Consider the following 12,829-nt stretch of genomic DNA (forward strand, 5'->3'; position numbering starts at 1 on the left):
TGTCAGAAATAATAATCAACACCTAACTGAATATAGTCATCCTGTCTGAACCACCAGGTCGGTTGTTGCAGCGACATGGTCTGAAAAAACCAGGCATCCAGCCGCAAACGCAGATTGTTACTGAAACGCATCGACGCTTCAAGCATACCGCTGCGGGTGCCACCATTTTGCAAATCCTGCGCGATACCAAATAACAGCTCACTGCCGGCTTCATCATTTAATGCTACGCGCACGCCGGCAAACAGATCACGCTGCCCCGGCACCGGCGCAAATTGCCCGCGGTTGTCGTATTGATATTCTAACAACCAGCCGAGATCCACCGCCGAATCAAATACGCCGACACTACTGTATTCAAAACCCGCCACCGCTGAGCTGAAGCTTTCGATATCGCTGCTGCGCCGGATAGCTTCGAGCTTCCAGATCCAGCTGTCGATAATCCATTGACCTTCCAGCCCCCACTGCTGCATTTGCTCGTAATACGGCACCACCGCATTACCCTGACCCACCGGCATAAACCGCGGGTCCCGGTTGGTGCCGGTAAAATACGACAGCGCCAGGTCCATTTGATCGATTTGTTGGCTGTAACGCAGCGCCAGATCGACATGCCGCTGTTCGCGCGACGACTGATACACAGCGTCATCGGCTAACACCGGCAATGGCAGCCGCAGACGGCCTTGTTCGCCGCTTAAGGTACGCTCGCGGAAATACGGCAGTACAAAACTTTGCAGATTGCCCCAGTCACCGCTCAGGTTGAGTTGCAGCAGCGGCTGGCCCAGTTTTGACTCACCATCCACCGCATCCACCCAGTCGGTCTGGTTGATAATATCCACCAGATGGATCGACTCAGTCACGCCCCAGAAAATTTTGTCGACGCCGGCTTTAAACTCCCAGCCGTCGCCCACGCTCAGCCAATAAGCCTGACGCAAATCCACCAGATTGCGTTCGCTGTCGCGCTGGTCCCAGCGCAGGTAAGGGCTGATTGTCCAGCTGCTGCGCTCATCTTCGGATTGCCAGTACCATTCGACCAACGCGCTGCCGCTGAATGCACTGCGGCTTTGGCCCTGTAAGCCGCGCTTGGCAAACCAGCGCCAGTCCAGCCCCAAAGTGGTGTCAGTTTGCAAACGTTCAGACCAGTCAGTGCGCGGTTCACGCGTGAGTACCGCCGGCGCTTCAGCAATATCCGGTGCCGATGGTTCTGGTGGCAAAGGTGCCAATGGCGCTGATGCCGCCGAAACGGGTGCCGCTTCGGCCACGGTAGCTGCTGTTGCTGCCGGCGCCGCTAACAGCACCGGCACGGCTTTGCTTTGTTGTTGCACCTGCCGGGCCAAAGCCGCAGTGGCCTGCGATGACAAACCGCCGGTTTTACGCAGTGTAACAGCGCTCTGCGCACTGCCGCCCGACGTTTGCCGGGTGGCAACCCATTGCCGCCAGGCCACAGCATCCGCTTCCACTTTTTGCTCAGCACTGAGTGCATCCACAGCCGCAATTTCAGCTGCTGTCGGTAGCTCCAGTACTGCACCCTGTTTGACGTGATGCACGTTGTTGCCAATAAAGGCGGTTGGATTTTTCTGTTGCAGCGCAATGATGGCCTGATACATCGAATATGGCGCATCACCACGGGCGGCGCGGGCCAGACTCCATAAAGTCTCTTTGCCGGTGACAGGCCCGAGGGTCGCGGCGTGCGCGGAGGTGGCTGTGGCAAAAGCTGCTGCACATAAAACCCAACAGATATTTAGTTGCATGATTCGGTTCCGGGATCTGACACTGCCGACGTCAAAGCTGCTTTCAGCATGGCTGAAGTCAGACTTATTTACCAACTACACGGCGATTACTTGCCTGTTCAAAACGAGTCATTCAGCAATTCTCAGGCCAGTCTGAATGCTGACCTGAGTCGCCGCTTACCGGCTGCGTTGCAACGCATTAGTATCAAAATCGGCATCAGTCCGGCCTTTGCCAAATTCGATATCGCGCACGAGTAAATCGGTACTCTTGCCGGTCTGATGATTGGTCATTTGCAGCTTCAGCGGCCGCCAGTATTTATTCAGATACTGTTTATAGTCGCTCATCACCAGCGTTTTTAGCAGTGCATTTTTCCGGTCATAGAACTCTATTTTGCGGGCGCGGTACTCGGCCTGATCAATCCAGACCACACTTCTGCTGTAACCGGAAAATTCGTCGAGCGGTACCTGTTCCACTACAAACACCGCTTCGCCATTAAGCTGCTCATCACGCAGCCAGCTGAACTTAAATTTCTCCAGTTCAAACGAACTTAAATCTTCATAGGCAAATTCACTGGCCATAAATGGCCCGGATTTATTGCGTGAGGCGATGCGTTTGACCCGTTTGACCGACGGCAGGTACAGCCACTGGTCATCCGGTTTACCGGTATGCGAGTGGTTCAGAAACGCGGTACCACGCACATCTTTTGGTTCATTAAAAATGGTCAGGCCTTTGTCGCCATCGTTGGCGACTTCCAGGCTGATGCTGCGAATTTCACGGGTACTTTCTTCACCTTGGGCATTGCGCAACACCATCGTGGTTTTTGACTCGCTGTCTTTCCAGCCTTCGTCGCGGGTTTTGCGCTCTGTGGCGATTTGCAGGCCCTTGCCGCCATCGTCGGCCAGCGCAGCTGTGCTGAAAGCACCAACACTCAACGCGCCTAAGCACAGGCCGCCGGTCAACAACAGAGTTCGCAGCACTGCTGCTTTTGGGCGATTAAACTTGATGGAAGTGGTATTCATATCAGACTCCATTCGAATGAGAAACAGATGCCGGGGCATAGGCTTTGCGGTCCAGCTTCAGCAACACCGCAGGTAAAAACAGGAAATCAACAATCAGCGCGATCAGCAAAATAATGCCGGTCAGCAGACCCATATCAGAATTTAGCCGGAAATCGGATAACAGCAGCACCGAGAACCCAATCACCAGCACTACTGTGGTCACCACCAAAGCCCAGCCCACGCTATGAAAGGCGTACCGCACCGCATCTTCGGCATCGCGGCCCTCCTGACGGGCGTGCTGATATTTGGCGAGAAAATGCACGGTATCGTCAACAATAATGCCGAGACTCATCGACGCGACCACCGACAAACCTAAGTTAATTTCACCAGACAACAACTGCCAGACACCAAAACCCATCAGCGCCGGCACCATATTCGGTAACAAACTGATAGTGCCCAGCTTCCAGGAGCGCAGGCTTAACACCAACAACGCAGAGATCAGCACAGCCGCCAGCGGCAGGCTTTGCATCATGCTGGCCATATTACGTTCACCAATATGCGCAAACATCAGCGCAGTACTGGAGGCTTCAATCGGATACTGCGGATAATGCTGCTGGAACCAGGCAATGGTTTTAGCTTCAATCGCCGTCATTTCTTTACTGCCGAGGTTTTGCATCGTAATGCCAACTTTGGTGGCACTTTTATCCAGGTCCAGCTGATTGCTTAAATCCAGACCAAAAGGCAATGACATTTCATACATCAGCAGATATTGCGCCGCCAGCTCCTGACTTTCCGGCAGCCGGTAAAAGGCCGGGTCGTCGCCATGCATACTTTTGTTCAGTCGTTTGTAGGTGTCACTGATCCGGCTGACATGGGTGACTTCCGGCAAGCTCTGCAGATAATCGCCAAAGGCATCAATGGCGGCGATAAAAGCCGGATCATTAACGCCGGACTCGCCACCGCTTTCTATGGCAAAATCCATCAGCGACACACCGCCGAGTTTTTCTTCTAATAAATCAACGGCCTGGCGATACTCTGTTTGCGTGGAGAAGTATTTGACCGCCTCATCATTGACGCGGTTTTGCAATGTCAGATAACCACCCGCCAGCGTCAGCAGCACAGTGCCGATTAAAATCGGCCCGGGCCGGCGAATGACAAATTCAGCTAAGCGGTCCATACCGCCAAAGGCTTTAGAATCGTGGCCTTTACTTATCGGTAATAACGCCAATAACGCCGGCAACAACAGGATGGTTAACAACCAGGCCAGCATCACGCCGACGGCCACCATATTGCCGAAGTCGCGCAAAATCGGCACTTCGGAGAAATTCAGCGTCAGAAAACCAACGGCTGTCGTCGCACTGGTGATAAAGACCGGCATCGCATTGATCAGCATGGCCTGGCGAATAGCATCAGGTTTGGACTGACCTTGTCGCATCAAAAACTGGGTGGAGGCAATCAGATGTACACTATCGGCGACCGCCAGTGTCATCACCAGCGTCGGCACGTTGACTGTCGCAGTGCTAAGGAAAATACCGGCCCAGCCAGCCAAACCCAGCGTGGCGCTGATGGTCATAATAATGATGATCACCACGGCCAGCGCCGCCAGCGCGGAGCGCAACATCAGCGCCAACAACAGGATAATAGTAACAAACATCAGTGGCACCAAAGCGCTGGCATCATGCTGCGCTTCGGTGGTAAAGGCATTGTTGAGCGCTATCACACCAGCCAGTTTAAAACTGACGGTCGGATGCTCTTTTGCCAGCTGTTCAGTTAAAGCTGCTACCGAGGAATAAACGTCCGCCACTTCCTTGTTCTGGTCTTTTTCCGGCAGCTGTACCGTGATATTTACCGCCGTCATACTGCCGTCGGCCGACACCAGCCGCTTCAAAATCGCCGGTTCACTCAGCACCACTTGCTTGATTTTGCTGATTTTCTCTGCTGACAAATCGGTAACGTCCAGCAGTAAATCTTCAACCAGTAAGTCGTCTTCCTGCGCTTCGGTATGCTGGAAATTGGTGATGGAATCGACCCGTAGCGAATACGGCGTTTGCCAGGCCGCGTCGGTGAGTTTTTTCACCACCGTCAGCACTTCTGGCGTGAATACATCGCCTTCAGCCGGCAACACTGCCACCAGCATGTTGTCACTTTTATTAAACTGCGCCTGCATCCGCTCAAACGCCTGCATCTGCGGATTATCGGCCGAAAAGAAAATACGGAAATCACCACGAAAATACAGATTTTTCGCGCCCCAGCTAAATAACACCGTGACCAGCATGACCAGAAAAACCGCCAGCCATGGCCTTTTTACCGCATTGTCTAACCAGGGATGATTCATGCGTGCTCCTGTGCATTGCTCAACATCGGGTGAATAAAACTGTCGGATCCGGCACCAGTCAGCTGCTGGCTGAACATGTGGTTTATCCGTTGCCAGCTGGCCTGATAATCCCAGTCTGGCGACAAAGGTAACCAGCCCATGCCATCAAACAATAAACTAATACTATGAATATTAATCTGCCCAGCCTCAAGGCCGGCAAACAAGCCCAGCTGGCGCAGTGGCGCGAACAGCGCATTACAGCCAAAAGCCAGCGCCCAGTTGATAAAAGCGTACTGCTCGACCGCAGCTCCGGCTGGCAAGGTTAAACTACCATCCGCCAGCGCAGCGGCAAGCACAGTCTGGCACATGGTTAATAATTCAGTTTCCAGTTGCTGACGGCGTTGCAGCCGCTCTGGTGAACTTTTTTCCATCACTCCCGGCGTGGCAGCGGTTAATAAACATAAAAACAAGGTCGGTTCGGCGGCGCTGAAACGATGATAAGCATGATGCAGGGCCAGCGCGCGTTCCCGGCTATGGCCACTAAAACCAAGTGCTAATCGGAAAAGTTGTTGCAGCCGTTCTAAAGAATCCACGCTGAGCGCAGTCAGCACGTCTTCTTTGCTGCTGAAATGATTATATAAAGTGCCTTTGGACACGTCAGATAAAGCCGTCAGCCGGTCCATGGTCAGGCCGGCAAAACCGTCCTGCCGTAAAATCTGTTGCGCCAGCTTAAGTAGCGCCTGTTCCCGTTGTTGCCGGGCCAGGCTGCGCGAATTTTGCAATGGCGGTTGGGGAGACATGCACAGAACCGTAAAAAATTGACGGATCGTCATTCTAGGTGAAAACCACCACAACGCAAGGTCAAAGCGGAAAAATCAACCAGAGGCCGAACTCAGGGTTCAGAAGCGCCAGTAAATCGGGGTAAACAATAACAAGACCGTCAGAATTTCGAGCCGGCCCAATAACATACCAAAACTAATCAGCCATTTGGCGCCATCGGGTAAGCTGGCAAAGGTACCATCCGGGCCAATCACAGGCCCAAGGCCAGGGCCGACGTTACTGATCGCTGTCGCAGCGCCGGTCAGCGCCGTAACAAAATCCAGTTCGTACATCGACAAACCGAGCGCCAGCGCGGCAATAGAGGCGAAATAGATAAAACAAAAAGCCAGCACTGAACCCAATAACTGGTCGTTGACCGGTTTGCTGCCGTATTTCTGCACCCAGACCGCATTCGGGTGTACCAGTAATTTAAACTGCTTAATCAATAACAAACCAGCCAGCTGCGTGCGGAAAATCTTCAGACCGCCGCTGGTAGAACCGGAACAACCGCCGGAAAAAGTCAGGTAAAAGAACAGGATCAACGCCAGTCCGCCCCAGGCCGCGTAGTTCTCGCTGGCATATCCGCAAGTGGTAATAATAGAAACAACGTTAAAGGTGGTATGGGTCAGCGCATCAAAAAAAGGCCGGCCATTATGATGGTATTGATATAACGTCAACAAAGTAACGCAAAACGCCGTGATGGCTAAAAAAGCCCGCACTTGCGGGTCACGCAGCAACAGCCACTTGTGGCCGCGCACAGTGCCGACCAGCAATACCAACGGCAGCGCCGACAGCAACATAAACAACGACGAAATCCACAGCAGTGCCGGCTTGTCATTAAAGTGGCCAAAAGAGGCGTCGTAATTGGCAAAACCACCGGTTGCGACTGTCGTCATACCGTGGGTAATAGCATCAAAGCCATTCATGCCAAACAGATAAAACAGCGTCATACAGCTCGCTGACATGCTCAGGTAGACCACGCCAATCATCAAAGACAAGCTCGCACTGCGCGGCAGAATTTTCTCAGAAATATCCGAGTTTTCGGTTTTAAATAACTTCATCCCACCGATTTTTAACGCCGGTAAAATGGCAATCGCCATCACGATAATACCGACGCCACCAATCCACTGCAGCACCGCCCGCCAGAACAACAGGCCTCTGGGCATGTTATCCAGTCCTTTGAGCACTGTCGCGCCCGTGGTGGTGATCGCCGAGACGGTTTCAAACACCACATCGACATAACTGAGCTGCGGCAGTACCAGCACAAAAGGCAAAGTAGCAAACAAACAAATCGATACCCAGCATAAGGTGGTCAGCAAAAACAGCTGCCGTTTCATCAACACAAAGTCATGGCGGCCTTTGTAGACCAGGCTATAACCGACGCTGACTGTTAACAGACTGCTGACCAGATAACTCCAGAAACTCTGCTCATCGAAGTACACGGCGACACCGGCGGTCAGCAACATAAACATCGACAAAATCACCAGCAGATATCCAATCACCCGGTAAAACAGATAACGACTTTTTGCAGTTTGTACTTCAATACGCATGAGGGCCCGGGATTAATGCAGTCAGACAAGTGATTCACGACAAGATGGTTCAGTGTAACGGCTTCTTGGCACAGAAGAAAGGCTGCTGGCACGGACTGCTATCGTCTATTTATTTGCATTTATTTAACATTGAACTACATCTTTAGTTCTGTGCAACAAGCAAGGACGCTGATGACACTGGCATTAATCCATAGCAGAGCGCGGCTTGGCCTGCAGGCGCCGGCCGTGACTATCGAGGTACATCTATCCGCTGGCCTGCCCGGTTTTCAGCTGGTTGGGCTGGCGGAAACCACAGTGCGGGAAGCGCGTGACCGGGTGCGCAGTGCGCTGCTGACCTGTGGTTTTGATTTTCCCGACCGCAAAATTATCGTCAATCTGGCGCCGGCCGATTTACCCAAAGAAGGCGGCCGTTTTGATTTGCCGATCGCTATTGGCATTCTGGTGGCCAGTGGTCAGCTGCCCGCCGCTGCGGTAGCTGACACTGAATTTTATGGCGAACTGGCACTATCGGGCGAGATCCGGCCTATCGTCGGTGAAATTCCGTTAGCGCTCGCAGCACAACAGGCCGGCCGGGCTTTGCTACTGCCGATGCCAAATGCCAGCATTGCCCGGCAAGTGCCGGACGTGTTGGTGCTTGGCGCCAGTCATCTGTTGCAGGTACACAGTCATCTACTGGCGCAACAGCCGTTACCGGCCATTCCGGTGTTGCCCCACGCGGCCACTCCTTCGCCGTTATGCCTGTCGGATGTTAAAGGCCAGCAACACGCTAAAAGGGCGCTGGAAATTGCTGCCTGCGGTTCGCATAATTTACTTTTTTACGGTCCGCCAGGAACCGGCAAATCGATGCTGGCGCAGCGGCTGGCCGGCATTTTGCCGCCACTGACGTTTCATGAAGCCTTAGAAAGCGCAGCGATTTATTCGATTGCTGCTTTACCCGCTGCCGCTGATTTCCGCCGGCGGCCGTTTCGTCAGCCGCATCACACCAGTTCAGCGCCGGCGCTGGCAGGCGGCGGCACTTTACCCAAACCCGGCGAAATTTCGCTGGCGCACCACGGCGTGTTGTTTCTCGACGAATTGCCCGAATTTCAGCGCCATGTGCTCGATGCGCTGCGTGAACCACTGGAAACCGGGCTGGTGCATATTTCCCGCGCCGGCCGGCAGGCAGAATTCCCGGCCCAGTTCCAGCTGGTCGCGGCGCTGAACCCAAGCCCCAGCGGCCATCATCTGGACGGTCGCGCCAGCAAAGCAGAGATTTTACGTTATCTGGCACGTATTTCCGGGCCGCTGACCGACCGGATTGATTTACAGCTCGAAGTCCCCCTGTTGCCGGCCGGCGGGCTGAGTCAAAGCAGCAGCGGCGAAACCAGCGAGACCATCGCAGCCAGGGTGCTGGCCGGGCGGGAGCATCAGCTGCAGCGGCAAGGCAAACCGAATGCAAGGCTCAGTAGCGCCGAACTGGAACAATATTGCCCGCTGCAAAGTGCCGACAGCGCTTTTCTCGAGCAGGCGGTCTCCCAGCTACAGCTGTCCAGCCGCAGTTTTCACAAATTATGGAAAGTGGCACGGACTATTGCCGATCTGGCCGGCGACCCCAGCATTGACCGGCCACATTTGCTGGAAGCACTGAGTTATCGCGCCTTTGACAAGCTACTGAGGTATTTACGCGATTAACCATTGCTCCAGTGCAGCCCCCCGCTTATCCCTGCTTGTCCCGGTGCGGCGCCCGCTGAACCCGCACTTGCATCCGATGGTGGCTTTATTCATATACTGAGTGTCATTGCTGCTGCCGGAGCGCTGGCTCATGCCATTAGACTTACCGCGACTGTTTCGATTTAACCTGTGGTTCTGGTGCTGCGTCGCTTTGTTTGAAGTGACGAACCTGCTGCTGGAAGTGCTGGTGTGGAAAGAAAAATTTGAACTGAAATATTTGTTCTTATCGTTCGGCTCCTTAGCGGTACAACTGGCGTTAACCAGCGCGCTGATGACGCTGGCGCATCGCTGGCAGTTGTCGGCGCTACGACTGTTTCTGGCAACGGCGCTGCTGGCTTTGTGTTATATCCCGTTGTTCAACTACGCCAGTATGCTGTTATGGCAAAAATATGATTTCCACCTGAATTTGCTGCTCGGACAGCTCGACACCCACGCACTGGCGTTTTTTGTCTGGGCGGCCGGTTTTCTCAGTTTCAGCCGTTATTGCCAACAACAGGCGCAAGCTCAGGAATCCCACCGGCTGGCACAGAATATTCAGCAGCTGGAACTGCAGGCGCTGCGCCATCAACTCAATCCACATTTTACTTTTAATGCGCTGAATTCGGTCTGCGCTTTGCTCGAAGCCGAACGTTTTGAAGATGCCGAGCTGATGTCGGAACAGCTCTCCACATTTTTACGTTATTCGCTGAGCCATTCGCCGGATTCTTTGGTCCGCCTCGCCGATGAACTCTCTGCGATTGAGGCCTATCTGACGCTGCAGAAAACCCGTTTCGGCGACAAGCTCAGGGTGCAATGGCACATTGACGAACAGGTCAAACAACAACTGGTGCCGGCGTTGTTACTGCAACCACTGGTTGAAAATGCGATTAAATATGCCGTCGCCGCTCGGCAAAATGGCGCCACTATCACCATCAGCGGCGGCCAGTGCGACGGCCTGGTGCAATTGTCGGTGCAGGATGACGGCCCCGGTGCACAAAGTGCTGCCGGCCATGGTACCGGCGTCGGGCTTAGAAATATCCGCGACCGGCTGTACCAGCATTTTGGCGAACAGGCACGTTTGGTGGTCCAGAGTTTACCGGCAGGTTTTAGTGTGGCGATTGCCTTGCCACCGCAACAGAGCAGCGCTTTATGATCAGGCCCGCCAACGACCCAGCCTTAACATTGACCCGCTTCTGGTTCTGGCATCAGCTGTATTGGCTCGGCTATTTGTTGCTGAAATACACCCACTTGAGCTTGCTGATCCCACTGCAACAGGAAGCAGCTTTTCCTTACCTGGCGACATACACGCTTATCACGGTCATTAACCTGAGCCTGACCGGTTGGCTCGGTGCCCGCGAACTGGCCCGGCCCTGTACCCCGGCGCAACAACTGCAGCGACTGGCGGTCTGGTTAATCCCGTTGTTATTGCTGTTAATTCCGCTGCGCCAGTATCTGCTGACGCATTATGCGATGAAAAGCGGCCCCGACATGATGACGCACTGGAGCCACTATTTAGTCGTTGGTATTCCGCTGGTGCTGTTGCCGCTCTGTGGCTGGGTGGCGGTGTTTTTGCTGATGAAGCTGAATTTCTTCACCTTGCAGCAACTGGAAAACCGTCAGCAACTGCTAAAACAAGCGCGGCAGGCACGATTGAAAGTCCTGCGCTATCAGCTCAATCCGCATTTTATGTTTAATACGCTGAATGCGCTGAATTCATTGATTGTCAGCAGGAAGGGCCTCGCCGCCGAAGATTTGATCCAGCAATTGTCAGCCTTTTTACGCCACTCACTGAAAAATCAGGACGAGCAGTGGGTGCCACTGCGCGAAGAATTACAGGCGTTGGAAGCTTATCTGGCTATTCAGCAGGTGCGGTTTGGCGAGCGACTGGTGCTGGACTGGCAGTTAAGCGCCACCAGGCCACTGCAACTGCCGCCTTTGTTATTCCAGCCGATGGCCGAACAAGCCATTCTGTGGACTGTGGCCGAACAAAGCGGGCCTATTCATTTACATATTGAGCTGACCGAGCACGCTGACATGCTGCAGTTTATTATCCGCAGCGATACCACCGGCACCGAGACCCAGCTCTGGCCTGCCAGTCAGGTGCCCGCGAGTTTACAGCAGCTACAGGAGCGGCTGGAGCTGCTGTTTGGCCCCCGCGCCAGTCTGACCCTTTTAAACCCGGCCTTTGGTTTTTATGCCCGGCTGAATTTACCATTGGAGGTGTTATATGCAGCCCATCCGGCTCGTGATCGCGGACGATGAACCGCTGGCGATCAGTAACTTAAAAGCCAAACTGGCGAATTACCCAAATCTGCAGATTGACGCCTGTTTTGATAATGGCGACGACACATTGTCGTACTTACAGCAGCATCAGGTCGATTTGGTATTTCTGGATATTCAGATGCCGGGCCTGAAGGGCATCGACATTCTGAAACAGCTGAATAAAGCCTCAGCGCTAAGCCCGCCGCTGCTGGTGTTGGTGACGGCGTATGAGCAATATGCCTTTTCCGCTTTTGAGCATTTTGCTTTTGATTATTTGCTCAAACCGGTGTCACGCCAGCGCCTGGCGCAGTGCCTGCTCGACGTACGCACCACACTGGATAAAAACCAGCCGCTGAGCGAAGTGGTACCGCCCCACAAGCTGACCTTTCGCACCGGCGCCTCCACGTTACTGCTGGATGATATCGACGTGCGGGTGATAGAAGCAGCCGGCAATTATATGTGTGTGCAGACGTTGTCAGAAAATCTGGTGATCCGCGAAACCATCAAAGAGTTACTGCAAAGGCTGCCGGCGCATTTTGTGCAAATCCACCGCTCGATTCTGGTTAATCTGCACCATGTGCATAAGGTGAAAACCCACCACAACGACTATCAGTTCACGTTGTCCGACGGCAAAGTGGTGAATGCGTCCAGGCGTTATAAACAAAATTGGGAAGGCCGGCTGGCGGAGTTATAGGCCTCATCGATGCGTGAGTTGCTGGTCATGCTGGTCGTACTGACTGCGCAGCCTTAATACATCGAGTAACAGGACCGCAAACAATTGATTCAGCAACATCGCTATGGAAAATTCGTGCGCAGCCCCTGCCCCCGGCATTTGCTGCAGGATAAGCAGCAACAAGACTGCTGCGCTCGCCAGTATCAGGCCAACTGCCCATTTCAACGCGACACTGAAATCCTGCCAATGTACAGCGCGGTATAAATAATCTGGCGTCCGGTCCAAACGAAAGCCATGCAAACTTTGTCCAACCAGGATAAAACACAACACAAAGGCCAGATGGAAAATCCCCGGCATCTGCAACCACCAGCTTCTGTCAAAGAAAGGGATACAAATCAGCCGCAGCAACACGAGGGCAGCAATCAGCAAACAGGCATACAAAGCCGGCCTGGTCAGATATCGGATCCGCTCAAACACTTGCGGGCTCATATAAAGCAGCAGTAACAGGCTGGCACTGAGCCAGATGTACTGAATCAGCTCAGTCGAAGCACCGAGCAACACGAAAGTTGCGAACAGCGGATAACTGGCCGCAACGGCCCAAATGAATACAATGTTGCGTTTCATGTCGTTTTCTCAGCATAGATATTGCCGCGTTTTTCTCATCTGCTCACCAGTACATCCCTTAGCTGCAGAAAACCAGCTAGGGGCTACTCACATCAAGCCCAGACGCAAATTCGGTGCACGAGCGACTGACAGCCGCCAATTTTTAACACAATATTTAACTATTTTGTAAAAAATGCGG

General features: G+C 53.5%; 10 protein-coding genes. 4 read left to right on the plus strand and 6 right to left on the minus strand.

Going from position 1 to position 12,829, the window contains the following annotated elements:
• Nucleotides 1-2: 2 nt before the first annotated feature.
• From ABNT34_RS09245 to ABNT34_RS09265, 5 genes are all read right to left on the minus strand, one after another.
• A complete protein-coding gene (locus ABNT34_RS09245; RefSeq protein ID WP_348730895.1) occupies nt 3-1,742 on the minus strand; it encodes a FimV/HubP family polar landmark protein in 1,740 nt (579 codons plus the stop codon).
• 156 nt (nt 1,743-1,898) lie between these two features.
• The gene (locus ABNT34_RS09250) at nt 1,899-2,741 is read right to left on the minus strand and encodes an outer membrane lipoprotein-sorting protein (protein WP_348730897.1); all 843 of its coding nucleotides are present in this window, start codon (nt 2,739-2,741) and stop codon (nt 1,899-1,901) included.
• 1 nt (nt 2,742) lies between these two features.
• Complete coding sequence (locus ABNT34_RS09255) at nt 2,743-5,055, minus strand: MMPL family transporter (RefSeq protein ID WP_348730899.1); 2,313 nt, start codon at nt 5,053-5,055, stop codon at nt 2,743-2,745.
• Nucleotides 5,052-5,834 carry a TetR/AcrR family transcriptional regulator gene (locus ABNT34_RS09260; protein ID WP_348730901.1) on the minus strand — a complete coding sequence of 261 codons (783 nt, stop codon included), beginning with the start codon at nt 5,832-5,834 and terminating at the stop codon, nt 5,052-5,054. The genes ABNT34_RS09255 and ABNT34_RS09260 overlap by 4 nt, the downstream gene beginning before the upstream one ends.
• Before the next feature lie 99 nt (nt 5,835-5,933).
• Nucleotides 5,934-7,403 (minus strand): TrkH family potassium uptake protein, encoded by a 1,470-nt coding sequence (locus tag ABNT34_RS09265; RefSeq protein WP_348730903.1) that lies wholly within the window; start codon nt 7,401-7,403, stop codon nt 5,934-5,936.
• 171 nt (nt 7,404-7,574) lie between these two features.
• Between ABNT34_RS09265 and ABNT34_RS09270 the strand changes: the two genes are divergently transcribed.
• The 4 genes from ABNT34_RS09270 (at nt 7,575) to ABNT34_RS09285 (ending at nt 12,048) form a co-directional block, all read left to right on the plus strand.
• Nucleotides 7,575-9,074, plus strand: coding sequence for a YifB family Mg chelatase-like AAA ATPase (locus tag ABNT34_RS09270; protein ID WP_348730905.1), 1,500 nt, complete (start codon nt 7,575-7,577; stop codon nt 9,072-9,074).
• Nucleotides 9,075-9,204: 130 nt separating this feature from the next.
• Nucleotides 9,205-10,245, plus strand: coding sequence for a histidine kinase (locus tag ABNT34_RS09275; RefSeq protein WP_348730907.1), 1,041 nt, complete (start codon nt 9,205-9,207; stop codon nt 10,243-10,245).
• Nucleotides 10,242-11,354, plus strand: a complete 1,113-nt coding sequence (locus ABNT34_RS09280) for a histidine kinase (protein WP_348730908.1) — start codon at nt 10,242-10,244, stop codon at nt 11,352-11,354. Before ABNT34_RS09275 ends, ABNT34_RS09280 begins: the two co-directional genes overlap by 4 nt.
• On the plus strand, nt 11,320-12,048 hold the full coding sequence (locus ABNT34_RS09285) for a response regulator transcription factor (RefSeq protein WP_348730910.1): 729 nt from the start codon (nt 11,320-11,322) through the stop codon (nt 12,046-12,048). The genes ABNT34_RS09280 and ABNT34_RS09285 overlap by 35 nt, the downstream gene beginning before the upstream one ends.
• A 3-nt stretch (nt 12,049-12,051) precedes the next feature.
• Here the strand turns inward: ABNT34_RS09285 and ABNT34_RS09290 are convergent, their stop codons facing one another.
• Complete coding sequence (locus ABNT34_RS09290; RefSeq protein ID WP_348730912.1) at nt 12,052-12,651, minus strand: hypothetical protein; 600 nt, start codon at nt 12,649-12,651, stop codon at nt 12,052-12,054.
• Nucleotides 12,652-12,829 lie beyond the last annotated feature (178 nt).

Source organism: Rheinheimera texasensis, assembly GCF_964031785.1.
Taxonomy (GTDB): Bacteria; Pseudomonadota; Gammaproteobacteria; order Enterobacterales; family Alteromonadaceae; genus Pararheinheimera; species Pararheinheimera texasensis_A.

Bases quoted from the DNA above. Each gene is read 5' to 3' on its own strand.
- ABNT34_RS09245 (WP_348730895.1), bottom strand. From the start codon at position 1,742: ATGCAACTAAATATCTGTTGGGTTTTATGTGCAGCAGCTTTTGCCACA.
- ABNT34_RS09250 (WP_348730897.1), bottom strand. From the start codon at position 2,741: ATGAATACCACTTCCATCAAGTTTAATCGCCCAAAAGCAGCAGTGCTG.
- ABNT34_RS09255 (WP_348730899.1), bottom strand. From the start codon at position 5,055: ATGAATCATCCCTGGTTAGACAATGCGGTAAAAAGGCCATGGCTGGCG.
- ABNT34_RS09260 (WP_348730901.1), bottom strand. From the start codon at position 5,834: ATGTCTCCCCAACCGCCATTGCAAAATTCGCGCAGCCTGGCCCGGCAA.
- ABNT34_RS09265 (WP_348730903.1), bottom strand. From the start codon at position 7,403: ATGCGTATTGAAGTACAAACTGCAAAAAGTCGTTATCTGTTTTACCGG.
- ABNT34_RS09270 (WP_348730905.1), top strand. From the start codon at position 7,575: ATGACACTGGCATTAATCCATAGCAGAGCGCGGCTTGGCCTGCAGGCG.
- ABNT34_RS09275 (WP_348730907.1), top strand. From the start codon at position 9,205: ATGCCATTAGACTTACCGCGACTGTTTCGATTTAACCTGTGGTTCTGG.
- ABNT34_RS09280 (WP_348730908.1), top strand. From the start codon at position 10,242: ATGATCAGGCCCGCCAACGACCCAGCCTTAACATTGACCCGCTTCTGG.
- ABNT34_RS09285 (WP_348730910.1), top strand. From the start codon at position 11,320: ATGCAGCCCATCCGGCTCGTGATCGCGGACGATGAACCGCTGGCGATC.
- ABNT34_RS09290 (WP_348730912.1), bottom strand. From the start codon at position 12,651: ATGAAACGCAACATTGTATTCATTTGGGCCGTTGCGGCCAGTTATCCG.